The sequence below is a fragment of the Streptomyces sp. SID1328 genome, from assembly GCF_009865595.1.
Lineage (GTDB): Bacteria > Actinomycetota > Actinomycetes > Streptomycetales > Streptomycetaceae > Streptomyces > Streptomyces griseoluteus.
This window is the reverse complement of the sequence record NZ_WWKH01000081.1, coordinates 1-24,685: the sequence shown is the minus strand read 5'-3', so window position 1 is coordinate 24,685 and position 24,685 is coordinate 1. Positions and strand designations below refer to the sequence as shown.

Genomic DNA, 24,685 nt, shown 5'->3' with positions numbered 1-24,685 from the left:
GCCCCGACGCGCCCGGGCGGGAAGTGCGGCAGCACGTGCTCGGCCAGTTCGTCGATCACGTCGGCGACCGGGCGGCGGCTGTGCTTGAAGTTGATCATCAGCTGGTCGACGCCGATCTCCTGCCACGTCCGCATCATCCCCAGGAGCGACACCCGGCCCACCGAGAACCCCTGGTGGATGGGCCGGGGCAGGGCCAGCGGGTCCTCGGTCAGGTCCAGATAGGTGGCCTGCGCGTACGGCTTGAACGCACCGCCGTCATCCTGGGTCAGCTCCCGCCACAGCGCGATGTTCGCGGCCTGCTGCTGCAGCGGAGGGGTGTAGTACAGCCAGCCGTCCGTGTGGTCGGCGATCCACCGGACGTCCTGCCTGCCGTGTCCCGTCATCAGTACGGGAATCCGCTGGTACACCGGCTTGGGCAGGAGATCGGTGCCTGCCATCCGGCCGAGCGGCGAGTCCACGCGCGGGAAACGGTGCTCCAGGACGGCACGGAAGTACGCCAGCGACTGCCGGAATCTCGCGGCCCGGCCTTCCAGGTCCTGCCCGAAGGCCGGGAACTCCACGGGCCGGTCCCCGGTGGCCACCCCCAGCAGGAGCCGTCCGCCGGACAACTGGTCCACCGAGGCGGCCGCCTTCGCGGTGTGCAACGGGTGCCGCAGCGGCATGACGATGCTGGCGGTGCCGAGTGTGATCGAGGTGGTGCGGGCGGTGAGCTGCCCCAGGTACACCCACGGATCGAAGACCTGCCCGGTGTCCCCGAAGCTGGGGTCCAGCAGCGGCACGTCCCGGACCCACACCGAGGCGAAGCCGGCCCGCTCGGCCTGCTGGATCCGCTCCATGTGCCCGGCCAGGGACGGCACGGGCCCGTCGAAGCCCTCCAGGGGCGTGATGGCACCCACGGTCATCCTGCCGCCGGGATAGGCCCTGGCCATGGCCGGATGCTCGGAGAACGGCCGCTGCTCCTCGCCCTCGACGTCCACGGGTGCGCCGGCTGAGGGCCCTGTCGGTTCTGTCATGCGATCCTCCGGCCATTCATGCCTGTCCGGGTCCGCGACGTTCGTCTCTAGCCCGGCACGCCCACGAGCTCCTCGAACTCCTTGGGCAGCTGGGACATCACGTCGCGGAACTCGCCCTCACTGACCGCGTCCCTCAGGGTGGTCAGCTCCGCCCGTATGCCCTCGCGGGCCTCTTTGGGGCTCACCCCCGCTCGGCTGCTCACCCGGTTGATGAACTCGTCCAGTCCGAAACGCTGGGCCTCCGGAGTGGGAGAGACCAACTGTTCCTTCAGCGGCTTGGGCAGTTCGGACGCGAGGTCGTGCGCCTCACCTCTGGTGAGCCGCTCGGCCAGGGTTTCCAGGGTGGCGCGCGTGAGGGGTTCCACCTTTTCCGGGGGGACGGGGGCGCGCTGGGTGATGGTGTCCAGGAAGGTGTTGTAGTCCATGAGCCGTCCTTTTTCTCAAGCTTTGCGGTGGGGGTGTGAGGGGCCGGGGCCACATGTCCATGCTCCGGATGTCGACCGCGCCCTGCCTGCTCCCCGCGGGGGGAAAGGCAGCGGGCCCGCTAGCCCTCCGAGCACAAGTGCCGCCTGCATGCTGCTCTGCCAGGGTGGGACGGGCTGTTCCTTTTCGGCCTGGGGTGCGGAGGCGCTCCGCAGGGGGCTCTGCGAATCTCGACCGGGTAACAGCCGATGGCGGCACGGGCGGGAGCGAACCACGCCGTCCATTCCCGGTGAGGAGGCGAGAGGCATGACCGTGATGGGTGTGTCGAAGTTCGAGAGGTTCTTCCGCGCCGCCGCAAGCCTCGACGTCGACAAGAGCGACCTGAAGCGGTACAGCGACTTCGTCGACGACAAGCTCTACGACCTCCTGGTCATCGGCCAGGCGGCGGCCAAGGCCAATGGCAGGGACACCGTCGAACCGTGGGACCTGCCGATCACCAAGGGCCTCCAGGAGAGCATCCACCGGTTCCGGCGGCTCGACGAGGAGGTCGAGCTGAAGCCGATCCTGGAACAGCTCGCCTCACACCCTCCCCTCGACAGAGCACCCACTCAGGAGACCGAAGAGCGCTACCCCGAGATCATCGGCGGTCTCAGCGTCGCCCTCGCCGAGACGTTCAAAATCCTCTATCCGGACGTCAAGAACCCGCAGACCAGCCACTGGGAGGGCGTGACCGCGGTTTTCGACCGGCTGCTGTAGCAGTCGCGCCCCGGTGCATGTCGCCGGACTCGCCCTGGCCGGTACCCAGCTCGTACCGTCGTCAGGAGCGCGCGAGCCGGGCCGCGAGGTAGGGCGCGGTGGCGCTGCGGCGGGCCTTCGCCACCTTGGCCGGCGGTCCCGCCGCGACCACCCGCCCGCCCGCGTCGCCGCCGCCCGGGCCGAGGTCGATGACCCAGTCGGCGGTGGCGATCGTGGCCAGGTCGTGCTCGACGACGACGACCGTGTTGCCGGCGTCGACGAGCCGGTGGAGCTGCCGCAGCAGCAGGGCGATGTCCGCGGGGTGCAGCCCCGCCGTCGGCTCGTCGAGCAGGTATAGCGCGTGCCCGCGCCGGGCTCGCTGCAGTTCGGTGGCCAGTTTGATGCGTTGCGCCTCACCACCACTGAGTTCCGTCGCCGGCTGGCCCAGCCGCAGGTACCCCAGTCCCACCTCGCGCAGCGTCTCCAGGCTGCGCGAGGCGGCCGGGACGGCGGCCAGGAAGTCGGCGGCGGCGTCGACGGACAGCGCCAGTACTTCGGCGATGTTCTTGCCGCGGTAGGTGACTTCCAGCGTTTCGGCGTTGTACCGGGCCCCGTGGCAGGCGGGGCAGGGGGCGTAGGTGCCGGGCAGGAAGAGCAGTTCCACCGCGACGAACCCCTCGCCCTGGCAGGTCTCGCACCGCCCTTCGGGCACGTTGAAGGAGAACCGCCCGGCCGAGTACCCGCGCGCCCTCGCCTCGTCCGTCGCCGCGTACAGCTTGCGCACGGCGTCGAACATCCCCGTGTACGTGGCCAGGTTGGACCGGGGAGTCCGGCCGATGGGCCGTTGGTCGACCAGGACCAGCCGGTCGAACGACTCGACCCCCGACGCGTCCTGGACGTCGACCTCCAGCAGCGCCTCGTCGGGTTCCCCGGGTGCGAGTCCGAGGTGGCCGCGGACGACTTCGGCGAGCACCTGCGTCACCAGCGTCGACTTTCCGGAACCGGACACGCCCGTCACCGCCGTCAGTACGCACAGCGGTACGTCGACGGACACGTCGCGCAGATTGTGCCGGGAGACGCCGCGCAGGTGCAGCCAGCCGTGCGGGGCGCGTGAGCGGTGATCGAGCGGCTGGGCGCGCCCGAACAGGTACTGGCTCGTGGCCGACTCCCCGACCCGCTCCAGACCGGCGACCGGGCCGCTGTACAGCACGCGCCCGCCGCCCTCTCCCGCACCGGGGCCGATGTCGACCACCCAGTCCGCCCGCCGTACGACGTCCATGTCGTGCTCCACGACGAACAGCGAGTTGCCCGTCGCCTTGAGCCGGTCCAGCGCGTCCAGCAGCGGCTCCGCGTCAGCCGGGTGCAGGCCCGCGGAGGGTTCGTCGAGGACGTAGACGACGCCGAACAGCCCCGAGCGGAGCTGGGTGGCGATCCGCAGGCGCTGCGCCTCGCCGGGCGACAGGGTCGTCGAGCGGCGCCCGAGGCTGAGATATCCGAGGCCCAGGCCGAGCAGTACGTCGATACGCGCGACCAGGTCGCCGCAGATCCGGACCGCGACCTCGGTCGTCTCCCCGGACCGGGCGGTCGAGGTGGTGGCGTCGGCCTCGGACCGCCCCGCGACGGGCCGGAGCAGCGCCACGACCTCGGTGAGCGGCATGGCGTTGAGCTCGGCGATGGAACGTCCGGCGAAGGTCACGGCGAGTGCCTCGGGCCGCAGTCCGCTGCCGTGGCACTCGGGGCAGGGCACGCTCCTGACGAACCGGAGCGCCCGTTCGCGCATCTTCTCGCTCTTGGAGTCGGCGAGAACGTGCATGACGTGCTTGCGGGCGCTCCAGAACTTGCCCTGGTAGCCGTAGTCGACGCGGTCCTCCTCCGGCTCGATGTACACGGACGGCTGTTCGTCCGTGTACAGCAGCCAGTCCCGGTCCTTCTTCCTGAGCCTGCGCCACGGCCGGTCGATGTCGATCCCCAGGCCGTTCACGACACTGCGCAGGTTGGCGCCCTGCCAGGCACCCGGCCAGGCGGCGATCGCTCCCTCGCGGATGCTCAGCGAGGGGTCCGGGACGAGCAGGTCCTCGGCGACGTCGTGCACCACACCCAGTCCGTGGCACTCCGGGCAGGCGCCGGCCGGGGTGTTGGGTGAGAACGCCTCGGCATCCAGCCGTGCGGCCCTGGGCGGATAGGTGCCGGCGCGGGAGTACAGCATGCGCAGCAGATTGGACAGGGTGGTGAGGGTGCCGACCGTCGAGCGCGAGCTGGGCGACCCGCGGCGCTGCTGCAGGGCCACGGCCGGTGGCAGTCCGGTGATGTCCTGCACGTGCGGTGCGCCGACCTGCTGCAACAGCCTTCGGGCGTACGGTGCCACGGACTCGAAGTAGCGCCGCTGGGCCTCCGCGTAGAGCGTGCCGAACGCGAGCGAGGACTTGCCCGAACCGGAGACGCCGGTGAAGGCGACCATCGCGTCCCGCGGAACGTCCACATCGATGTCCCGCAGGTTGTTCTCACCGGCGCCCCGGACATGCACGAAGGGGTCGGTCCCGTCCTTGTCCATCGTTCCTGACTACCCGATCGTGCCGGGAACCGCGCGGCAGACGGTGAAGCGGGGGCGGCTCCGCTGAACGGCCGGTGCGTGGTCGTTTCGCCCAGGCGGCCGACGGGGACCCGGACGGCGGACGGTCAGCAGTGTCCGCCGTAGCAGCACCCGGTCCGGCGGCTGCGGTCGCCGGCGGGTGAACGGACCGCGTGGGAGGCTTCCTTGCCCGACGGCTGCCGCACCTCGACGACGCCGAAGCGACCCGGCAGGGCGTTCCGGCCAGGCGGTCGACCGTGACGTGGCGGCAGGCCTTCGGTGAGGTCGTGCGGTCCGGGCTCCAGGTCGAGGAGACGCGGCTGGAGCCCCTGCTCGCGCTGCGCGCGGCCGCCGGGCTGGCGATCGTCGTCGGAGCGACGCTGTGGCTGGCCTCCCCCGCGTATGCCGCGTCCGCCGCCCTCGGCGCCTACTCCGCGGGTGGGGCCACCTTCCAGCGGAGCTGGCGTCCGCGCAAGGTGGTCGCGCTGGGCACGGGCGCGGCTCTGGCGCTCAGCACCTTCGTGGGCTACCTGGCGGCGGGGCGGCTCGTGACGTTCCTCCCGCTGCTGGCCGTGTGGGCCTTCGCCGCGGGGATGGCGTGGGCCGTCGGATCGACCGCCGGGATCGTCGCGGCGACGACCGTGGGCAGCATGCTGGTGACCATCACCTTGCCCACGAGCGTCGGGCGGGCTCTGGAGCACGCCGGGATCATCGCACTCGGGGGCGTGATCCAGGCCGTGCTGATCCTGCTGTTCCCGATCCGGCGCTGGGGAGCGCATCGTGACGCGCTCGCCGACGCCCTTGCCGCCGTGGCTGACTACGCCCGCCGGTTGCGGCACGATCCGACCGCCCCGTTCGACCCGGAGCCGTTGATGACGGCACGGGACGCGGCCGCCGTGACGCCGTCGCAGGCCCGCACCCGTCCCCCTGCCCTGCACGGCCCCCGGGGACTCGCCGAACGCATTCGCCCGGTGATCGCGGCGCTCGCCGACCCGGCCGTGGGCGCCCCGGCGGAGGGACCCGGGCGGGACCGCGCGCGGGAGTTGCTCGACGCGGCCGCCGACGTCCTGGATGCGGCCGCCCGTTCGATCCGGCACGGCACTCCCGCCGAGGTGCGGCCCGAGAGCCTGGACGTCCTGCGCGTCGACGAGGAGCACGAGGTGCTGGAGGGCCCCGCGCGGCAGGCCGCCGAGCGGCTGGTGGAACTGCTCGGCGAGGCGTTGGAGATCGCGGGGAGCGGCTGCCCGCCCGGGAGGACGCCGACGCCGCGCGGCCCCGCCCACGCCGAGTTCCTGATGCGCCCGACGATGCTGCGGCTGGTCCCGGTAGTGGTCCGGGCGGTCCGCCGCGAGCTCCGCCCGGACTCGCCCGTGTTCCGGCACGCCGTCCGCCTGGCGGCGGTGGCCACGCTCGGCTATCTGATCGCCGCCCGGCTGCCCCTGGGCCACGGATACTGGGCGCCCCTCGCCTCGGTGATGGTGATGCGGCCGGACTTCCACCGGACGTACGCGCGTGCGGTGGCCCGTCTCGCCGGGACCCTGGCGGGGGTCGCGCTCGCCACCGGCGTGGTACGGGCCCTGGACCCGGACCCGTACGTGTCCGGCGCTCTGACGGTGGTCGCGGCGGGCCTGTCGTACATGCTGAACCGCACCGGTTACGCGTACACCCAGTGCTTCACCGCCGCGTACGTGGTCTTCCTGCTCGGCATGGGCGGCCAGGCGTGGGAGCAGACGGTCCCGGAGCGGGTGGTGCTCACCCTGCTCGGCGGGGCCCTGGCGATGCTGGCGTACGTGCTGTTCCCCGCATGGGAGACACCCCGGCTGCCGGGCAGGCTCGCGGACTGGCTCGCCGCCAACGGCCGCTACGCGGCCGCGGTGCTCCGCGACTACGCCGAACCGAGCAGGGAGCATCACGCCGACATGCGCCGGGCACTGCTGGGGAGCAGGGAGGCACATGCCGCCTGGCAGGAGGCGTACGACCGGGCAAGGCGGGAGCCGATCCGCCCCAGGGGTCTGACGTCGCGCGAGGCGGAGGAGGCGCAGGACGCGCTCAAGGGGTTCGGCCGGGCAGCGATGCTCATGGAGAGCCACGTCCCGCGGGCCGACGGCCGTTCCGTCCCCGAGGCGGAGCGGTTCGCCGAGGCTCTGGAGACGGACACCGCGAAGGCGGCGGCCGCCGTGCGCGAGCACAGGAATCCGGACTGGGGACGCGTGGAGGAGGCGCTCCGGGCGTGGCAGGACACCGCCGCCGGCAACGGGAGCCCCGTCGTGCGGCGCGAGGCGGAACTGCAGAAACGGGCCTTGGAGGACCTCGCCACAGCCGTGAGTCGCACCCCCCTGGAACGGGACGTCGGCTCCGCTCGCGACCACCGGCTGGACGGCGCAGCACACCCACCGTGAGTCGACCGCGCTGCGGTCGTCCCTGTCCGCGTGGGTGCGCGACAGCGTGCACGGCAAGCCCCTGCCGGACCCGGCGAAGACCGCCCCGGCGAAGCTGGCCCGCTTCTTCGGCTCGCTCACCCCGTACGACCGCCACGACCTGGCGACGCGCTACCCGCTGGCGGTCGGCAACATGAACGGCGCCCCCGTGTCGCTGCGCTACGAGGCCAACCGGGTGGCGCTGGAGCGGGAGCGGGACGTGGAGTCGCGCCGCGTGCACGACAACCGGCTCAGTACCGCCGGCCAGCAGGACGCGGCCCGCCGGATGCACCGGTACGAGGCGCTGATGCGGCCCGAGCGGCACATCCTCGCCTTCGACCCCGAGGATTCGGGCCGGATCGCCGAGGTCTTCGGCGACCTGCGCCGGGCCCAGCGGATCTCCGTGGTGGTGCCCGGTGTCGACACCGACCTGCTGACCTTCGAGAAGTCCTACCGCCCCTACAGCGCCCCGGTCGGCATGGCCAAGTCGCTGTACTCCGCCGAGCGGCAGGCCGCGCCCGCCACCCGTACCGCCGTGATCGCCTGGGCCGACTACACCGCGCCGGCCGGGCTCGGGGTGGACGCGGCGACCGCGATGCGCGCGGTGGACGGCGCCGTCCGGCTGAACGCGCTGCTGCGCGCGCTGCCCGGCCGGGCCGAGGTGTCGATGTTCTGCCACAGCTACGGCTCGGTGGTCTGCGGGGTCGCCGCCCCCGGCATGCCCCGCCGGGTCAGCGACATCGCGGTGGCCGCGAGCCCCGGCATGCGGGCGGCCAGCGCCGCCCATCTGAACCGCACCGCGCGGGTGTGGGCGATGCGGGACGCCACCGACTGGGTGCAGGACGTGCCGTATCTGGAGGTCGGCGGGCTCGGGCACGGCGCCGACCCGGTGTCCCGCGCCTTCGGCGCGCGGGTGCTGTCCTCGCGCGACGCGCAGGGCCACGCCGGTTATTTCCAGCCGGGCACGGACAGCCTGCGCAACCTCGCCGCGGTCGGCGTGGGGGCGTACGGCTCGGTGACGTGCGCCCGCGCGGACGAGGCGTGCCGGGCCGACGTGCCGGACGCGCCCGCCGCGGGACGCGCGTAGAAACAGCAGGAAGTGCGGTCCGCGCGGGTGGCGACGGAGGGACAAGTGCCGCATACGATGAGCCGCATGGGTGACGTACTGGCGGGTTTTCATGCCGTCTGGGAGTTCGACTCAGACTCCGTGCTCATCCGGTACGAACGGGGGATACGCACACCGAAACTCTTCCAGGCGCTCGGTGAACGCCGGGTGCCGCTCGCCGCGCTGGAGGGCGTGAGCCTGGCCGAGGGCAGACGGGGCACCGTCGTACTGCGCCTTCACCCGCGCGCCGGAGCCGACCCGCTGCTGGAGGCCGCGGCCGGCCAGCTTCCCGAGGGCCTGGACCCGTACCGGCTGGTCCTGCCGGCCGAGCGGGAGACGCTGGCCGAGTACTACGCCGACGAGCTGAAGGCCGCGCTGACCGGGTCCGGTCCCGCCGACCGGTATCTGATCGGCGCCCCAGAAGCACCGCTCCGCTTCAAGGCGTACGACGGCAAGGCGTCCTTCGACGGGACCTCGGTGCGTTTCCGCTGGTCGTGGACGGGGGCGTCGTCGGCGAAGTGGAAGGCGGGCGACCAGAGGTTCGCGGTCGCGGACCTCGGCGGGGTGGAGTGGCGCTCACCGGAGGCTTTCGAGGGGTATCTGCGGCTGCTGCCGAACGACCCCGCGGGCGCCGCCGACCCGGTACCGCCGGACCAGGACGCGGCGACCGTCGTCTTCGGGCTCGGCTACGGGCAGGTGCACGAGTCGCTGCCGTTCGCGGCGGCCGTCCTCGCGGCGGTACGGACGAGAGGCGCCGTCCCCGCGGTCCCGGCCGCGCCCCGGCGGGACCCGGCCGACATCGCGGAGCGCATCCGCCACCTGGGCGAGCTGCACCAGGCCGGTCTGGTGACCGACGAGGAGTTCTCCGCGAAGAAGGCCGAACTGCTGACGGAGCTGTAGTGGCTGGGGGCTGTCGATCAGGCCGGGCTCGCGGCGTCCGGCCTGATCGACAAGACACTCCTACCGCTCCCGGCCCGCCGAGGTGAACGTCATGTCGGCGTACCGGTCCCCCGCGACGCGGGCGGCGACCGGCTCCAGCAGGGCCAGCTCCTCCTCGGTGAGGACCAGGTGCGCGGCGCCGGCGTTCTCGGTGACGCGCTCCGCCTTGCGGGTGCCCGGGATCGGCACCACCGGGAGGCCGTGCACCGCCGCGCGCTGGTGCACCCAGGCCAGCGCGACCTGGCCGAGGGTCGCGCCGTGCGCCTCGGCGACCCGGCGCACCGGCTCCAGCAGGGCCGCGTTGGCGGTCGCGTTGTCACCGGTGAAGCGCGGCTGGGAGCGGCGGAAGTCGCCCTCGGTCAGCTCCTTTGCGGCGTCCGTGAAGGCGCCGGTGAGGAAGCCCCGGCCCAGCGGGGAGTAGGGCACCAGGCCGACGCCCAGCTCGCGGGCGGCCGGGACCACCTGCGCCTCGATGTCCCGGCTGAACAGGGACCACTCGGACTGCACGGCGGCGATGGGGTGGACGGCGTGCGCGGTGCGCAGTTCCCCCGCGGTGACCTCGCTCAGCCCCAGGTGCTTGACCTTGCCCTCGCGCACCAGGTCGGCCATGACGCCGACAGTCTCCTCCAGGGGGACGTTCACATCGCGGCGGTGCATGTAATAGAGGTCGATCACGTCGACGTCGAGCCGCTCGAGGCTGTCCTCGACGGCCTGGCGGATGTAGGGGGCGTCGTTGCGGATGATCCGCCTGCTCGGGTCGTCCGGCGGGATGGACAGCGCGAACTTGGTGGCGATGACCACCTCGTCGCGGTGGGCCTTGAAGAAGGGGGCGAGGAACCGCTCGTTGTCCCCGGCGCCGTAGGCGTCCGCCGTGTCGTACAGCGTCACGCCCAGGTCGAAGGCGCGCTCCAGCGCGGCCCGCGACTGCCCGGCGTCGGCCGGGCCGTAGCCGAAGCTCATGCCCATGCAGCCGAGGCCCTGCACGCCGGTCTCCGGACCGGTCTCGCCCAGGCGTACGGACGGCATCGTGCGGTCGGTCATCGGGGGGTCCCCTCCGTGGCGTAAAAACCGATCTTCAGGTCGAGCACGGCGAGCGTGTCGCGCAGCTCGTCGATCCGGGCGAGCACGTCCCGGCGGGTCGACTCCAGCAGCTCGCGCCGCTCGTCGTAGGTGCTCTCGCCCTGCCGCACCAGCTCGGCGTACCGGACCATGTCGGCGACCGGCATGCCGGTGAGCCGCAGCTTGGTGACGAAGACCAGCCAGTCCAGGTCGCGGTTGGTGTAGCGGCGCTGGCCGGTGTGCGAGCGGTCGACGTGCGGCATCAGGCCGATCCGCTCGTACCAGCGCAGGGTGTGCGCGGTCAGTCCGGTGAAGGCGACGACCTCACTGATCGTGTACCGGTCCTGCCCGTCGGGCCGGGGATGGCGCGGCGGGGGACCGGAACAGATGTCCTGGCCGGCCGCCACCCCTTGCATGGTCTGCATCACCGTCATGCCCTCAACGCTATGACCTTCGAGCGCACTCCAAGCAAGCGGTGTCCGGCAGAAATGGCCAGGACGGGAACCGGAGCCGGACGCTAGCGTGCCGCGCATGACTCTCGTACGCCGGGCGCTGCCCGGGGACGCGCCGGAAGTGCTGCGCCTGCGCCAGGTGATGCTCGACTCCCTCTCCGGGGGCGGTGACGCGGGGACCTGGCACGCGGAGTCCCTGCCGGCCCTGCGCGCCCGGCTGGCCGACCCGGAAGGGACCTTCGCCGCCTTCGTGGTGGACCACCCGGACCGGCCGGGGGCACTGGCCGCGCTCGCCGTGGGGACGGCCGAGTACCGGATCGGGCGCGAGTCCAATCCGCAGGGCGTGGTCGGCTTCGTGTTCAGCGTGGCCACCGATCCCGGTACCCGGCGCCGGGGGTACGCCCGTGCGTGCATGGACGGGCTGCTGGCCTGGTTCCGCGAGCGGGGCGCCCGGCAGATCCAGCTCACCGCCTCCGCCGACGCCCGCCCGCTGTACGAGGCGCTGGGGTTCAAGCCGAAGCCGGACCCCTTGATGGAGCTGCGGGTGTGAGCCGCATAGGCTCGCCGGTATGTCGTTGCAGAGCCTGGCGCTGATCGAGAACTGGCCCGTCCCCACCGCCGCCGCGGGGGTGGTACGGGCCGACGGGACCGTACTGGGGACGCACGGCCCGGTTGACCACCGCTTCCCGCTGGCCTCGGTGACCAAGCCGCTGGCCGCCTACGCGGCGCTGGTCGCGTACGAGGAGGGTGCCGTCGAGCTGGACGAGCCCGCCGGGCCGCCCGGGGCCACGGTCCGCCATCTGCTGGCGCACACCTCCGGGCTGGCCTTCGACGAGCACCGCACGATGTCGGCGCCCGGCGAGCGGCGGCTGTACTCCAACGCCGGGTTCGAGCAGCTCGGCGATCACATCGCCAAGGCCACCGACATTCCCTTCGCCGAGTATCTGCGCCAGGCGGTGCTGGAGCCGCTGGGCATGACGTCGACCTCGCTGGAGGGCTCGCCCGCCAAGGACGGCGTCTCCACGGTGGCGGACCTGCTGCGCTTCGCGGCGGAACTCCAGGCACCGCGCCTGCTGGATCCCAGGACGGTCGCGGAGGCGATGACCGTGCAGTATCCGGGTACCAAGGGCGTACTACCGGGATACGGGCACCAGAACCCCAACGACTGGGGCCTCGGCTTCGAGATCCGGGGCGCCAAGTCCCCGCACTGGACCGGAAGTTCGTCCTCCCCGCGCACCTTCGGCCACTTCGGCCAGTCCGGCACCTTCCTGTGGACCGACCCGGACGCCCGGGTGGCCGCCGTCGCCCTGACCGACCGCGCCTTCGGGCCCTGGGCGATCGAGGCGTGGCCGGTGTTCACGGACGCGGTGCTGACGGAAGTCGGCTGACCCCTAGGGACCCATCTCCCACACCAGCAGCTCCGCCGGCGTCACCCCCACCGCCGCCAGCCCCTCGGCGTCGGTGATCCGGGCCGAGTCGCCGGGGCCCAGCGTCTCCCCCGCCAGGCCGGCCTCGCCGCGCACCACGTGGACGTAGAGGTGCGCGGCGTCCGGCATCGCCGTCCGCTCCCCCGCCGCCAGCCGACGCACGTGCAGCATCGCGCCGGCGCCGGGCAGGGCGTACGGCGTGGAGTCGGCGATGCCCGGCACCACCTCGTACGACGGCTCCCCGCCGGGCTTCAGCGGGGCCAGCCACATCTGCACGAAGGTCAGCGGGACCGTGCCGTCGTTCCGCTCGACGTGCCGGACGCCCGCGGCCGCGCTGAGGTGCTGTACGTCACCGGGGCGGACCACGCTCTCGTGGCCGGCCGAGTCCCGGTGGGTCAGCTCGCCCTCGACGACCCAGGTGACGATCTCGGTGTGGCTGTGGGGGTGCTCGTCGAACCCGGCGCCGGGGGCGAGCCGTTCCTCGTTGCAGGCGATCACCGCGCCGAAGCGCAGGTTCGCGGGGTCGTAGTGCGGCCCGAAGGACAGGGCGTGCCGGGAGTCGATGCCCGCCTCCGGGTCTCCTCCGTGGTAACGCTCAGCGGCGCGCCGTACCTCGATCACGCCCCCACGGTAGTGCGCGCGGCGCCCGTGCCGCAGGCAAGTACCGGCCGGTGCCGAGGCGTGAGACGGACCCGGCGGCACATGCGCGCGTCCCGATAAGGCAGTCTTGTCCACGTGCCCGAACCCGAATCCCACCACAGCGACCCCGCGGTACACGCCGTCCACCCGCACACCGCGACCCTGCGGCGGCTGGAGAAGTCCTCCGGCACTCTCGCCGCACAGGCCATCGCGCGGATGGACGACACCCTGCCGTGGTACCGGGCCATGCCCCCGGAGAACCGGTCCTGGATCGGGCTCGTGGCGCAGGCCGGCATCGCCGCCTTCACCGAGTGGTTCCGGCACCCCGAGGCGCCCCAGGCCATCTCGACCGACGTCTTCGGCACCGCGCCCCGTGAGCTGACCCGCGCGATCACGCTGCGCCAGACCGTGGAGATGGTGCGCACCACCATCGAGGTCATGGAGAGCGCCATCGACGAGGTGGCCGCGCCCGGCGACGAGCGCGTGCTCCGCGAGGCGCTGCTGGTCTACGCCCGCGAGATCGCCTTCGCCACCGCCCAGGTCTACGCCCAGGCCGCCGAGGCACGCGGTGCCTGGGACGCCCGGCTGGAGTCGCTGGTGGTGAACGCGGTACTCAGCGGCGAGGCCGACGAGGGGGCGGTGAGCCGGGCGGCGGCGCTCGGCTGGAACTCGCCGGAGCACGTCTGCGTGGTGCTCGGCACCGCTCCGGACGGGGACAGCGAGCTGACCGTGGAGGCGATCCGGCGGGCCGCACGGCACGCCAAGCTCCAGGTGCTCACCGGCGTGCTCGGGGACCGCCTGGTGGTGATCGCCGGGGGCAGCTCGGTGCAGCCGCTGAACGTGGCCAAATCGCTGATCGGGCCGTTCGCGCCGGGACCGGTGGTAGCGGGGCCGGTCATGCACGACCTCCAGGCCGCGACCCGGTCCGCGCAGGCCGCCGCGGCCGGGCTCAAGGCGTGCACCGCCTGGCAGGACGCGCCCCGGCCGGTGCTGGCGGACGACCTGCTTCCGGAGCGCGCCATCGCGGGTGATCCCAGTGCGCGCGAGCAGTTGGTGGAGGAGATCTACAGACCGCTGGAGGAGGCGGGCTCGGCGCTGCTGGAGACCCTGAGTGTCTACCTGGAGCAGGCGAGCAGCCTGGAGGGCGCGGCGAGGATGCTCTTCGTTCACCCGAACACCGTGCGCTACCGGCTCCGACGTGTGACTGACGTCACCGGCTGGTCCCCCTCCGATGTACGATCCGCCTTCACGTTGCGGATCGCCCTGATCCTGGGGCGGCTCACCGACGGGGAGTTCCAGCCCTAGCCTTTTGTCGGGGGCCCACAAAAGCCATCCGAGTTATTCGTCCTTGTCCCCACGGGCGGCTTCGGCCGTCAACAAGAGAGAGTGTGAGAGTGCTCGTACTCGTCGCTCCCGGCCAGGGCGCCCAGACGCCTGGCTTCCTGACCCCCTGGCTCGAACTCCCCGGTGCCGCCGACCGCGTCGCCGCGTGGTCCGACGCCATCGGACTGGACCTCGTCCACTATGGGACCCAGGCCGATGCGGAGGCGATCCGCGACACCGCCGTGGCGCAGCCGCTGCTGGTCGCGGCCGGGCTGCTGTCCGCCGCGGCACTGGGTGACATCGCGCCGGGCGCGGTCGCGGGCCACAGCGTCGGCGAGATCACCGCCGCCGCCTTCGCGGGCGTGCTGGACGACGTCTCCGCCCTGAACCTGGTGCGCAAGCGGGGTCTGGCCATGGCCGACGCCGCCGCGGTCACCGAGACCGGCATGTCGGCGCTGCTCGGCGGCGACCCGGAGGTCTCCGTCGCGCACCTGGAGAAGCTGGGCCTGACCCCGGCCAACATCAACGGCGCCGGCCAGATCGTCGCGGCGGGCACGCTGGAGCAGCTGGCCGCGCTCGCGGAGGACAAGCCGGAGGGCGTCCGCAAGGTCGTCCCGCTGAAGGTGGCCGGTGCCTTCCACACCCGTCACATGGCGCCCGCCGTCGAGACGCTGGCCAAGGCCGCGGCCGAGCTGGCCCCGGCGGACCCGAAGCTGACCTACGTCTCCAACAAGGACGGCCGTACGGTCGCCTCCGGCGCCGAGGTGCTGGAGCGGCTGGTCGGCCAGGTCGCCAACCCGGTCCGCTGGGACCTGTGCATGGAGACCTTCAAGGAACTGGGCGTCACCGCGCTGATCGAGGTGTGCCCCGGCGGCACCCTGACCGGCCTGGCCAAGCGCGCACTGCCCGGTGTACGGACGCTCGCCCTGAAGACCCCCGAGGATCTCGACGCGGCGCGCGCGCTCATCGCCGAGACCGCGACTCCTGCCGCTGACGCGGCGGGCGCCTGACAAGGAGCCCATGCCAATGGCGAAGATCAAGCCCAGCAAGGGCGCCCCGTACGCGCGCATCCTCGGGGTCGGCGGCTACCGGCCGACCCGGGTGGTGCCCAACGAGGTGATCCTGGAGACGATCGACTCCTCCGACGAGTGGATCAGGTCCCGCTCCGGGATCGAGACCCGGCACTGGGCGGGCCCGGACGAGACGGTCGCCGCGATGTCGATCGAGGCGGCGGGCAAGGCGATCGCCGACGCGGGCATCGACGCCGACCGGATCGGCGCCGTGGTGGTCTCCACCGTCTCGCACTTCAGCCAGACCCCGGCCGTGGCCACGGAGATCGCGGACAAGCTGGGGACCGACAAGGCCGCCGCCTTCGACATCTCGGCCGGCTGCGCGGGCTTCGGCTACGGCCTGACCCTCGCCAAGGGCATGGTGGTGGAAGGTTCCGCCGAGTACGTGCTCGTCATCGGCGTGGAGCGGCTCAGCGACCTGACCGACCTGGAGGACCGCGCGACGGCCTTCCTGTTCGGTGACGGCGCGGGCGCGGTCGTGGTCGGCCCGTCCCAGGAGCCCGCCATCGGTCCCACGGTGTGGGGCTCGGAGGGCGACAAGGCCGGCACCATCAAGCAGACCGTCCCGTGGGACCGCTTCCACGCGGGGGACGTCTCCGAACTCCCCCTGGACAGCGCGGGCAACATCAAGTTCCCCGCGATCACGCAGGAGGGCCAGGCGGTCTTCCGCTGGGCCGTGTTCGAGATGGCGAAGGTCGCCCAGCAGGCGCTGGACGCGGCCGGGATCTCCTCGGACGACCTGGACGTCTTCATCCCGCACCAGGCCAATGTGCGGATCATCGACTCGATGGTGAAGACTCTGAAGCTGCCGGAGCACGTCACGGTCGCCCGTGACATCCGTACCACCGGCAACACCTCGGCCGCGTCGATCCCGCTCGCCATGGAGCGGCTTCTGGCGACCGGCGAGGCCAAGAGCGGCGACACGGCGCTCGTCATCGGATTCGGGGCGGGTCTGGTCTACGCCGCCACGGTCGTTACCCTCCCCTAGGCACTCCGTGCCGGGCCGCCCGGTCCGACACGGGGACAAATGCCACCTCACTGTCTGAACATCGAAGAAGGAGAGCGCCTGACATGGCCGCCACCCAGGAAGAGATCGTCGCGGGCCTTGCCGAGATCGTGAACGAGATCGCCGGCATCCCCACCGAGGACGTCCAGCTCGACAAGTCCTTCACGGACGACCTCGACGTCGACTCCCTGTCCATGGTCGAGGTCGTCGTCGCCGCCGAGGAGCGCTTCGACGTGAAGATCCCCGACGAGGACGTCAAGAACCTCAAGACCGTCGGTGACGCCACCGACTACATCCTCAAGCACCAGGCCTGAGTCACCCCTCGGACCTAGCTGCTAGGCCCCGCCACCCGGCGGTGGCGCCGTAGATCCCGCATCTGTTGGAGAAAGAATTCCCGTGAGCCCGACCAATCGCACCGTGGTCGTCACCGGTATCGGCGCAACCACACCGCTGGGTGGCGACGCAGCTTCCACCTGGGAGGCCATGCTGGCCGGCCGGTCCGGCGTCAGCCGCCTGGAGCAGGAGTGGGCGGCCGAGCTGCCGGTCCAGATCGCCGCGCAGATCGCCGTCGAGCCGGGTGAGATCCTCCCCCGGCCGCAGGCCCGCAAGCTGGACCGGTCCGCGCAGTTCGCGCTGATCGCCGCTCAGGAGGCCTGGAAGGACGCCGGTTTCACCGCCAAGGCCGGTGAGGACCAGTCCGTGAACCCCGACCGCCTCGGCGCGGTCATCGCCTCCGGCATCGGTGGCGTGACGACTCTCCTGGACCAGTACGACGTACTGAAGGAGAAGGGCGTACGCCGCGTCTCCCCGCACACCGTGCCGATGCTGATGCCCAACTCCCCGGCGGCCAACGTCGGTATCGAGCTGGGCGCGCGCGCCGGTGTGCACACCCCCGTCTCGGCCTGCGCCTCCGGCGCGGAGGCCATCGGATACGCGATCGAGATGATCCGCAGCGGGCGGGCGGACGTGGTCGTGGCCGGTGGTACCGAGGCCGCCATCCACCCGCTTCCCATCGTCGCCTTCGGCAACATGATGGCGATGTCCAAGAACAACGCCGACCCCGAGGGCGCGTCCCGCCCCTACGACTCGGGCCGTGACGGCTTCGTGCTCGGCGAGGGCGCCGGTGTGATCGTGCTGGAGTCCGAGGAGCACGCCAAGGCGCGCGGTGCCCGGGTCTACGCCGAGGCGATCGGCCAGGGCATCTCGGCCGACGCGCACCACATCACGCAGCCGGAGCCCTCGGGCAACGGCATCGCGCAGGCGCTGCAGAACCTGCTGGACTCGACCGACCTGAAGCCGGCGGAGATCGTGCACGTGAACGCGCACGCGACGTCGACGCCCCAGGGCGACGTGGCCGAGGTCAAGGCGCTGCGGAAGGTCTTCGGCGACGACGTCGACCACATGGCCATCTCCGCGACCAAGTCGATGACGGGTCACCTGCTGGGCGGGGCGGGCGGTATCGAGACCGTCGCGTCCATCCTGGCCCTGGTGAACCGCACGGCCCCGCCGACGATCAACGTCACCGAGCTGGACCCCGAGGTCAACGCGGACGTCGTCGTGGGCGAGCCGCGTCAGCTTCCCGAGGGCCGGATCACGGCGCTGAACGACTCGTTCGGCTTCGGCGGCCACAACGTGGTGCTGGCGTTCCGCACCGTCTGACCCGAAGCACGGAGAAAGGCCCCCACCGACCGGTGGGGGCCTTTCTCGCGTACAGGCGTTACGGCGGGCTCAGACCACCTGGTGGAGCCAGCGGACCGGGGCGCCCTCGCCCGCGTGGCGGAAGGTCTCGAGTTCGTCGTCCCAGGGCTTGCCGAGGAGCTTGGAGAGTTCGGCCTCCAGGTCGCTCTCCTCCTGGCGGCTGCGCTGGAGGGCGGCGCGCAGGCGGTCCTCGGGGATGAGGATGTCGCCGTGGATGCCGGTGACGGCGTGGAAGATGCCGAGGTCGGGGGTGCAACTGTAGCGCTCGCCCTCGGCTGCGGCGGACGGCTCGGCGGTGACCTCGAAGCGGAGCAACTGCCAGCCGCGCAGCGCGGAGGCGAGCTTGGAGGCGGTGGCCGCCTCGCCCTGCCAGGAGAACTCCGAGCGCCAGGTACCGGGCGCGGCGGGCTGCCTGATCCAGTCCAGGCTGACGCGCGTGCCCAGCACCCCGGCGATGGCCCACTCGACATGCGGGCACAGCGCGCGCGGCGCGGAGTGCACGTACAGAACTCCACGTGTCGTCACCGGAACCTCCGGGCTGAGCGGGACATCTTGCGGGCTGGTCGAGCGGCCATGACGCGACGGCCGCGTTGATGGCGAGGCTACCTTGCGGGGATGCAAGGAGTGTGACGTACCGTCGGTCCCGGTGCCAGGAAACCTTCGCCATTCACCCAGGGGGACGCTTGTACGGGGGTGTGCCGTTCCAGCGGAGGTGGACGGGAACCCGCGCACGTTGTGATGGGTGGGCGCACCGGCGGTCGGTGTGCGAAGGAGCGAGGAGACCTGCGGGGATGCGGAAACCAGGCCACCGGGCGCGGGCCGTCCTCGCCGTGCTGACGGCGGCCGTGCTGGCGAGCGGCTGTGACTCCGTCCGGGGCGGCGACGGGGGTACGGGCGTGTCCCGGCCGTCCGCCAGGCCCTCCCCGGTGTGGAACGCGCACCCGGACTCGATCGCGGCGGTGGGCGACTCCATCACCCGCGGCTTCGACGCCTGCCAGGTGCTCGCGGACTGCCCGGAGGTGTCCTGGGCGACGGGCGCGGACGCCGCCGTGGACAGCCTGGCCGTACGGCTGCTGGGGCGGCAGGGCGCGGCCGAGCGGGGCTGGAACTACGCGGTGACCGGCGCCCGGATGGCCGACCTGCCCGGTCAGATGGCCGAGGCGGTGCGGCGCCGCCCGGAGCTGGTGACGGTGATGGTGGGCGCCAACGACGCCTGCCGGTCCTCGGTGCCGGCGATGACCCCGGTGGCGGACTTCCGCGCGGACTTCGAGCGCTCGATGGCGACACTGCGCAAGGAGCTGCCGACGACACAGGTGTACGTGGCGAGCGTGCCGAACCTGCTGCGGCTGTGGTCGGAGGGGCGGGCCGACCCGCTGGGCAAGGAGGTGTGGAAGCTGGGCATCTGCCCCTCCATGCTGCGCGGCGCGGACGACCTGACCGAGGCGGCGACGGTGCGCCGGCAGGAGGTCCAGCACCGGGTGGAGGAGTACAACGCGGTGCTGGCCGAGGTGTGCGCGAAGGACGAGCGCTGCCGCTCCGACGGCAACGCGGTCTTCGACTACCGCTTCGGCACCGGGCAGTTGAGCCAGTGGGACTGGTTCCACCCGAGCCGGGACGGCCAGGCCCGGCTCGCCGAGATCGCGTACCGGACGGTCACGGAGCACAGACCGTGACCTAAGGTTTCCCACATGGGCGAACTTTTCGGCACACTTTCCGACGGGACCCCGGTGCACCGCTGGACGCTCGAGCGCGGTGGGGTACGGGTCCGGGTGCTGTCGTACGGCGGGATCGTGCAGTCGGCCGAGGTGCCGGACCGGGAGGGGCGCGCGGCGGACGTGGTGCTCGGGTTCCCCTCCGTCCAGGGCTATGTGGACCATCCGGGCCCGTATCTGGGCGCGTTGGTGGGCCGGTACGCCAACCGGATCGCGGGCGGCCGCTTCCCGCTGGACGGACGGACGTACGCGCTGGCCCGCAACAACGGGCCCAACTCCCTGCACGGCGGGGACCGGGGCTTCGACCGGTACGTGTGGGACGCGGAGCCGGTGGAGCACGGGGTACGGCTCAGCCGGGTCAGCCCGCACGGCGAGGAGGGCTTTCCGGGGCGTCTTGAGGTCTCGGCGACGTACACGCTCCAGGAGTCGGGTGCGCTGCGGATCGCCTACGAGGCGGTGACGGACGCGCCGACGGTCGTGAACCTCACCAACCACTCGTACTGGAACCTCGGCGGTTCGGGGCACGCGGGCGGTCATGAGCTGCGGCTGGACGCCTCGCGGTACACGCCGGTGGACGACGGGCTGATCCCGGTGGGCGAGCCCGTGGACGTGACGGACTCGCGCTTCGACTTCCGCGCCTCCCGCAAGGTCGGCTCGGGCTACGACCACAACTACGTGCTGGACAAGGGCGTCACGCCGGCGGCCGAGGAGGTGGCCGAGCTGTACGACCCGGCGTCCGGGCGGGTGCTGACGGTGGCGACGACCGAGCCGGGGCTCCAGCTCTACACCGCCGATCACCTGGGCGCCCCGTTCGCGCCGGGCGAGGGGATCGCGCTGGAGACCCAGCACTTCCCCGACTCCCCGAACCGCCCGGACTTCCCCACCACCCGGCTGGAGCCGGGCGAGGTGTACCGCTCCGCCACGGTGTACGGCTTCGGGACGCGCTGAGCCGCCCCGGACAGCATTCAGCCCCGGTCCGGGTGTCAGGTTCCGGGACCGGGGCTGATGTCGACGGTAATCCGCGCCGGGCGGCCGGTGGCGCCGGATCGGGGGTCCGGGCGGGTTCTCCTACGAACCCTTCACTCCCGTGTCACGACTTCGCCTCCTCGCCCGCCGGGGCGGGCTCAGGCGGTGACCGGCTGGTCGCTCTCCGGCTGCTCCTCGGCGAGGGGTTCGCCGAGGAGGTCGCGGGTCAGCAGGGTGGCACCGGCGACCGCGCCCGGCATCAGGAACACCGCGACGACGGGGACCAGGAAGGCGAGGCCCAGCGGGACGCCGAAACCCCAGGCGAGCATCTTGCGGGAGCGCAGCAGGGCGAGCCGGGCGCGCAGATCGACGTCCCGGCGCTGGAGGGCCACGGAGGTGAGTTCCTCGGTGAGGAAGAACCCGGTGACGAAGAAGCCGAGGACGGGTACGACGGTCTGGCCGACCACGGGGAGAAAGCCGAGCGCGAAGAGCAGGATGCCCCATACGCAGGCCCGTACCAGGATGCGCAGGCTGTCGCGGGCGGAGATCCACAGGTCGCGCCACATCGGCCGGCCGGAGCTGGGCGCGGTCCCGTCGGGCGAGACGTCGGCGTCGGTGCGCTCGGAGAGGCTCTCGTAGAAGGGCTGGCCTATGAGCAGGGTGGCCGCGGTGAAGGTGAGGACGGCCAGCAGCAGGGCGAGGGCGAACAGCACGACGGTGAGGAAACCCCGGAAGAGGCCCTGCCAGGGACCGGACCAGTCGTCGGCGAACGGGGTCGCCCAGGTGACGGCGTCGGAGCCCCACACGCCGAGCGCGACCAGCACCGCCACGTAGAGGACGAGGGTGATCAGGCCGGGCAGCAGGCCGAAGCCGTACTGCCGTCCGTGCTGTGCCACCCACCGCTGGCCGTTGAGGAGATGACGGAACCCCACCCCGAGATCGCGCATGGCGGGGACTTTACCCGCAGCCGTGGGTTTCAGGCGTCGAGCATGCGGCGGAGCAGGTCGCGCAGGGAGGAGCGCTCGGCGGTGGAGAGGCCGGCGAGGGGTTCGCGGGCGAAGTGCAGGCCCTCGCGGAGATCGCGGGCGACCCGCAGGCCCTCCTCGGTGGCGGCGGCGAGCTTGACCCGGCGGTCGGCGCTGTCGGGGCGCCGCTCGACCAGGCCGCGCGACTCCAGGCGGTCCACGATCCCGGTCACGTTGGACGGCTCGCACTTCAGCCGCTGGGCGAGCTTGCGCATGGGCAGCGGCTCCAGGGCGAGGAGGCTGAGCAGACGGGCCTGCGGTCCGGTGAGCGCGTGACTGGCCGCGGCCTCCTCGTAGTCCGCGTAGAAGCGGGCCACGACGTCGCCGATCAGCTCGACGACCTCCATGGTCAGGGGGTCGGCGGAGCGGTGACGCACGATGGGACGCGGCGGCTGGGTGGACATGCCGTCCAGGATACCGGGTTACTTGACATCATAAAATATTTAGGAGCATGGTTGTTTCAGGTACTGAAGTAGTTTGAGGAAGAAGGTCGCCCCAGATGTCCGACTCCCCCGCCCTTCCCGCCGTGAGCCGTGAGTGGCACTTGCTCCGTCGTCCCGTGGGCTGGCCGAAGCCCGAGGACTTCGCGCTCGTCGAGGTCCCGATGCCGGTGCCCGGCGAGGGCCAGGTGCTGGTACGGAACGAATACCTCTCGGTGGACCCGTACATGCGGGGCCGGATGAGTGCCGCGAAGTCCTACTCCGCCCCGTTCGAGCTGGGTGAGCCGATGGAGGGCGGCGCGGTGGGCGTGGTCGTCGCCTCCGACGTCGACGGCATCGAGCCCGGCGACCATCTGCTGCACTTCCTCGGCTGGCGCGAGTACGCGGCGGTGGACGCGAAGCAGGCCGTCAAGGTCGACCCGGACGCCGCGCCGCTCTCCACCTACCTCGGCGTGCTCGGCATGACCGGCCTGACCGCGTACGCCGGTCTGCTGCGCACCGCGGGGTTCAAGGAGGGCGACATCGTCTTCGTCTCCGGCGCGGCCGGCGCGGTGGGCAGCCAGGTCGGCCAGCTCGCCAAGCTCAAGGGCGCCTCGCGGGTCATCGGCTCGGCCGGGTCCGACGAGAAGGTGCGGCTGCTGGTGGACGAGTACGGGTTCGACGCCGCGTTCAACTACAAGGACGGCCCCGTCGACGAGCAGCTCCGCGAGGCCGCGCCGGACGGCATCGACGTGTACTTCGACAACGTCGGCGGCGACCACCTCCAGGCCGCCATCGCCGAGCTGAACCTGCACGGCCGGATCGCCATCTGCGGCGCGATCTCGGTCTACAACAACACCGAGCCCGCCCCCGGCCCGAACAACCTCACCCGCCTGATCCAGACCCGCGGCCGGATCGAGGGCTTCCTGGTCGGCGACCACTACGACCTCCAGCCGGAGTTCGTCCGCGAGGTCGCGCCCCTGGTCGCGTCGGGCAAGCTGAAGTACCGCGAGACGGTCGTGGACGGCATCCAGAACACGCTGGAGGCGTTCCTCGGGGTGCTGCGCGGGGACAACACCGGGAAGATGATCGTCAAGCTCTGACCGGTGTCCTGCGCCGGCTGCCGGTCGTCGGACCTCGCGGAGGCCGCATCCCTGGACGTGGGGTGCGGCCTCCGCCGTGTCTCAGCCCTTCAGCGCCGCCTCGTGCACGGCGGCGGCCAGCCGGTCGTTCTCCGGGGCCGCACCGCCGGGGTAGGCGAAGCGGCGGCGGGTGTAGCCGTAGGCGAGGCCGCTGCGGGGGTCGGCGAACGCCTGCGAGCCGGCCGCGCCGCAGTGGCCGAGGGTGCCGGCGCCGAGGAAGGGGTGCCAGGTCTCGGCCGTGCACTCGAAGCCCAGGCCGAACACCGCGTGGGCGCGGCACACCAGGTCGTGGCCGGCCGAGTGCGGCTGGCCGAACTCGGCGAGGGTGTCGCTCTTGAGGAGCGGCGCCTTCTCGTCCACCTCGCTGATCATCGCCGCGTACATCCCGGCCAGGCCGCGCGCCGAGGCGACGCCGCCGACGGAGGCGGGGCCGTTCGCGCGGACGGCGCGGTCGTTGGGCAGCGACTCCAGGTCGGTGGGGGTGGGGGCGTGCTGGTTCCGGGCGATGGACGGCAGGGTGTGCGGGCCGGTGCGGCGCAGTTCGGCCTCCGCCTGCTGGGCGGGGGTCGGCAGCATCGGCTGGGTGGCACGGAAGCGGGGCTCGCGGGAGGCGGGCAGGCCGAGGTGGAAGTCCAGCCCGTAGGGGGCGCGGACGCGCTCCTCGTACAGCTCCTGGAGGGTGTGGCCGGTGGCCCGGCGGATCACCTCGCCGGTGAGGGCGCCCATGGTCAGCGCGTGGTATCCGAACGCGGCGCCGGGGCGCCAGAAGGGGCGCTGGTCGGCGAGGCGTTCGGCGAGCGCGCGGTCGTCGGCCAGCTCGGCCGGGCTGAAGCCGGTGTCGGTGCCGACGAGTCCGGCGCGGTGGGCGAGGAGGTCGCGCAGGGTGAGGGTGTTCTTGCCCTCGACCCCGAACTCGGGCCAGTAGTAGGTGACCTTGCGGTCCAGTTCGAGGGTGCCGTCCTGCACCAGGAGGGCGGTGACCAGGTGGGCGGCGCCCTTGGTGCAGGAGAAGACGCCGTACAGCGAGCCGGCGTCCACGCCCTCGCCCGCCCACAGGTCGACGACCCGGCGGCCGTCCACGTAGGCGCACAGCTGGCCCTCGTAGTCCGGCAGTTCACCGGCGACGAAGGCGGCGAACTCCTCGCGCACCGCCTCGTACCCCTCGGCGACAGTGCCCTGGACGGTGCTGTCCTGTGTCATCCGGTTCTCCTCAACTGAGCCGCTGCTCGCTGCTCCTCCTCGCACGGCGCCGGGTCCGGCCGGCGCATTCCGAGGTCGTGTACGGCGAGATGTACCTGTTCGACTCAACCGCCGCAGGGCCCGGTTGGTGTCACCGTTACCCCGGATGGCGTACTCCACGGGGTTCGTATGACCGGTGAGGGGAGGCGGGCGGGCGGCCGGGGGCCTCGAGGCGACTGCCCGAGAGGGGGCGGGTCACCGCGCGTCGCCGCCGGAATGGCCGCGCGTCCTTCAGCTGCACCACCACAGGAAGCGGTCGCAGGTCCTGGTGGGGGTGGGCTCGGGGGCGGGCTTGGTCGTGGTGGGG

The 24,685-nt window shown here is 72.3% G+C and carries 23 protein-coding genes and 1 pseudogene; 14 read left to right on the top strand and 10 right to left on the bottom strand.

Going from position 1 to position 24,685, the window contains the following annotated elements; genetic code table 11:
- Positions 1–1,013, bottom strand: a 1,013-nt coding sequence (locus tag GT030_RS02540) for an LLM class oxidoreductase (RefSeq protein ID WP_237522163.1), incomplete at its 3' end; no start/stop codon positions are given.
- A gap of 47 nt (positions 1,014–1,060) precedes the next feature.
- Positions 1,061–1,438, bottom strand: a complete 378-nt coding sequence (locus GT030_RS02535; protein ID WP_161199614.1) for a DUF2267 domain-containing protein — start codon at positions 1,436–1,438, stop codon at positions 1,061–1,063.
- A 304-nt stretch (positions 1,439–1,742) separates the two neighbouring features.
- On the opposite strand from GT030_RS02535, the gene GT030_RS02530 reads away from it, so the two are divergent.
- The gene (locus GT030_RS02530; protein ID WP_161199613.1) at positions 1,743–2,192 is read left to right on the top strand and encodes a DUF1931 family protein; all 450 of its coding nucleotides are present in this window, start codon (positions 1,743–1,745) and stop codon (positions 2,190–2,192) included.
- A 61-nt stretch (positions 2,193–2,253) separates the two neighbouring features.
- Here GT030_RS02530 and uvrA read toward each other — a convergent pair whose 3' ends face one another.
- On the bottom strand, positions 2,254–4,722 hold the full coding sequence (gene uvrA / locus GT030_RS02525) for an excinuclease ABC subunit UvrA (RefSeq protein WP_161199612.1): 2,469 nt from the start codon (positions 4,720–4,722) through the stop codon (positions 2,254–2,256).
- Between the two features lie 275 nt (positions 4,723–4,997).
- On the opposite strand from uvrA, the gene GT030_RS02520 reads away from it, so the two are divergent.
- The 3 genes and pseudogenes from GT030_RS02520 (at position 4,998) to GT030_RS02510 (ending at position 9,162) form a co-directional block, all read left to right on the top strand.
- Complete coding sequence (locus GT030_RS02520; RefSeq protein WP_161199611.1) at positions 4,998–7,139, top strand: FUSC family protein; 2,142 nt, start codon at positions 4,998–5,000, stop codon at positions 7,137–7,139.
- Positions 7,099–8,244: pseudogene (locus tag GT030_RS02515) on the top strand (alpha/beta hydrolase); the annotation flags it as partial. The gene GT030_RS02520 and the pseudogene GT030_RS02515, both read left to right, overlap by 41 nt.
- A gap of 66 nt (positions 8,245–8,310) precedes the next feature.
- Positions 8,311–9,162 (top strand): DUF4429 domain-containing protein, encoded by an 852-nt coding sequence (locus GT030_RS02510; RefSeq protein ID WP_161199610.1) that lies wholly within the window; start codon positions 8,311–8,313, stop codon positions 9,160–9,162.
- A 60-nt stretch (positions 9,163–9,222) separates the two neighbouring features.
- On the opposite strand, the gene GT030_RS02505 is transcribed toward GT030_RS02510, so the two are convergent.
- Together GT030_RS02505 and GT030_RS02500 are read right to left on the bottom strand one after the other, a co-directional pair.
- On the bottom strand, positions 9,223–10,242 hold the full coding sequence (locus GT030_RS02505) for an aldo/keto reductase (protein WP_161199609.1): 1,020 nt from the start codon (positions 10,240–10,242) through the stop codon (positions 9,223–9,225).
- On the bottom strand, positions 10,239–10,694 hold the full coding sequence (locus GT030_RS02500) for a MerR family transcriptional regulator (RefSeq protein WP_161199608.1): 456 nt from the start codon (positions 10,692–10,694) through the stop codon (positions 10,239–10,241). The genes GT030_RS02505 and GT030_RS02500 overlap by 4 nt, the downstream gene beginning before the upstream one ends.
- A 97-nt stretch (positions 10,695–10,791) precedes the next feature.
- On the opposite strand from GT030_RS02500, the gene GT030_RS02495 reads away from it, so the two are divergent.
- Positions 10,792–11,262: a GNAT family N-acetyltransferase gene (locus tag GT030_RS02495; RefSeq protein ID WP_161199607.1), complete on the top strand. Its 471-nt coding sequence runs from the start codon at positions 10,792–10,794 to the stop codon at positions 11,260–11,262.
- 19 nt (positions 11,263–11,281) lie between these two features.
- Positions 11,282–12,100: a serine hydrolase domain-containing protein gene (locus GT030_RS02490; protein WP_161199606.1), complete on the top strand. Its 819-nt coding sequence runs from the start codon at positions 11,282–11,284 to the stop codon at positions 12,098–12,100.
- Between the two features lie 3 nt (positions 12,101–12,103).
- Here GT030_RS02490 and GT030_RS02485 read toward each other — a convergent pair whose 3' ends face one another.
- The gene (locus GT030_RS02485; RefSeq protein ID WP_161199605.1) at positions 12,104–12,760 is read right to left on the bottom strand and encodes a pirin family protein; all 657 of its coding nucleotides are present in this window, start codon (positions 12,758–12,760) and stop codon (positions 12,104–12,106) included.
- A gap of 114 nt (positions 12,761–12,874) precedes the next feature.
- Here GT030_RS02485 and GT030_RS02480 point away from each other — a divergent pair, with 114 nt between their 5' ends.
- The 5 genes from GT030_RS02480 (at position 12,875) to fabF (ending at position 17,836) form a co-directional block, all read left to right on the top strand.
- Positions 12,875–14,083: a helix-turn-helix domain-containing protein gene (locus GT030_RS02480; protein WP_161199604.1), complete on the top strand. Its 1,209-nt coding sequence runs from the start codon at positions 12,875–12,877 to the stop codon at positions 14,081–14,083.
- An 89-nt stretch (positions 14,084–14,172) separates the two neighbouring features.
- Positions 14,173–15,111, top strand: coding sequence for an ACP S-malonyltransferase (locus tag GT030_RS02475; RefSeq protein ID WP_161199603.1), 939 nt, complete (start codon positions 14,173–14,175; stop codon positions 15,109–15,111).
- Positions 15,112–15,127: 16 nt separating this feature from the next.
- A complete protein-coding gene (locus tag GT030_RS02470) occupies positions 15,128–16,159 on the top strand; it encodes a ketoacyl-ACP synthase III (protein ID WP_161199602.1) in 1,032 nt (343 codons plus the stop codon).
- Between the two features lie 83 nt (positions 16,160–16,242).
- On the top strand, positions 16,243–16,491 hold the full coding sequence (locus GT030_RS02465; RefSeq protein ID WP_018545314.1) for an acyl carrier protein: 249 nt from the start codon (positions 16,243–16,245) through the stop codon (positions 16,489–16,491).
- A gap of 82 nt (positions 16,492–16,573) precedes the next feature.
- Positions 16,574–17,836 carry a beta-ketoacyl-ACP synthase II gene (gene fabF / locus GT030_RS02460; protein WP_161199601.1) on the top strand — a complete coding sequence of 421 codons (1,263 nt, stop codon included), beginning with the start codon at positions 16,574–16,576 and terminating at the stop codon, positions 17,834–17,836.
- Positions 17,837–17,905: 69 nt separating this feature from the next.
- On the opposite strand, the gene GT030_RS02455 is transcribed toward fabF, so the two are convergent.
- Complete coding sequence (locus tag GT030_RS02455) at positions 17,906–18,400, bottom strand: DUF3145 domain-containing protein (RefSeq protein ID WP_161199600.1); 495 nt, start codon at positions 18,398–18,400, stop codon at positions 17,906–17,908.
- Positions 18,401–18,666: 266 nt separating this feature from the next.
- On the opposite strand from GT030_RS02455, the gene GT030_RS02450 reads away from it, so the two are divergent.
- A complete protein-coding gene (locus GT030_RS02450) occupies positions 18,667–19,548 on the top strand; it encodes an SGNH/GDSL hydrolase family protein (protein ID WP_161199599.1) in 882 nt (293 codons plus the stop codon).
- Positions 19,549–19,563: 15 nt separating this feature from the next.
- Entirely contained in the window at positions 19,564–20,535 is a 972-nt protein-coding gene (locus tag GT030_RS02445) for an aldose epimerase family protein (RefSeq protein ID WP_161199598.1), read from the top strand.
- A 176-nt stretch (positions 20,536–20,711) separates the two neighbouring features.
- Here GT030_RS02445 and GT030_RS02440 read toward each other — a convergent pair whose 3' ends face one another.
- Both GT030_RS02440 and GT030_RS02435 read right to left on the bottom strand, forming a co-directional pair.
- Positions 20,712–21,500: an EI24 domain-containing protein gene (locus tag GT030_RS02440; RefSeq protein WP_161199597.1), complete on the bottom strand. Its 789-nt coding sequence runs from the start codon at positions 21,498–21,500 to the stop codon at positions 20,712–20,714.
- 29 nt (positions 21,501–21,529) lie between these two features.
- Positions 21,530–21,982, bottom strand: coding sequence for a MarR family transcriptional regulator (locus GT030_RS02435; protein WP_161199596.1), 453 nt, complete (start codon positions 21,980–21,982; stop codon positions 21,530–21,532).
- 95 nt (positions 21,983–22,077) lie between these two features.
- Here GT030_RS02435 and GT030_RS02430 point away from each other — a divergent pair, with 95 nt between their 5' ends.
- Positions 22,078–23,100 carry an NADP-dependent oxidoreductase gene (locus tag GT030_RS02430; RefSeq protein ID WP_161199595.1) on the top strand — a complete coding sequence of 341 codons (1,023 nt, stop codon included), beginning with the start codon at positions 22,078–22,080 and terminating at the stop codon, positions 23,098–23,100.
- A gap of 81 nt (positions 23,101–23,181) precedes the next feature.
- On the opposite strand, the gene GT030_RS02425 is transcribed toward GT030_RS02430, so the two are convergent.
- Entirely contained in the window at positions 23,182–24,339 is a 1,158-nt protein-coding gene (locus GT030_RS02425; protein ID WP_161199594.1) for a serine hydrolase domain-containing protein, read from the bottom strand.
- Between the last annotated feature and the right edge of the window lie 346 nt (positions 24,340–24,685).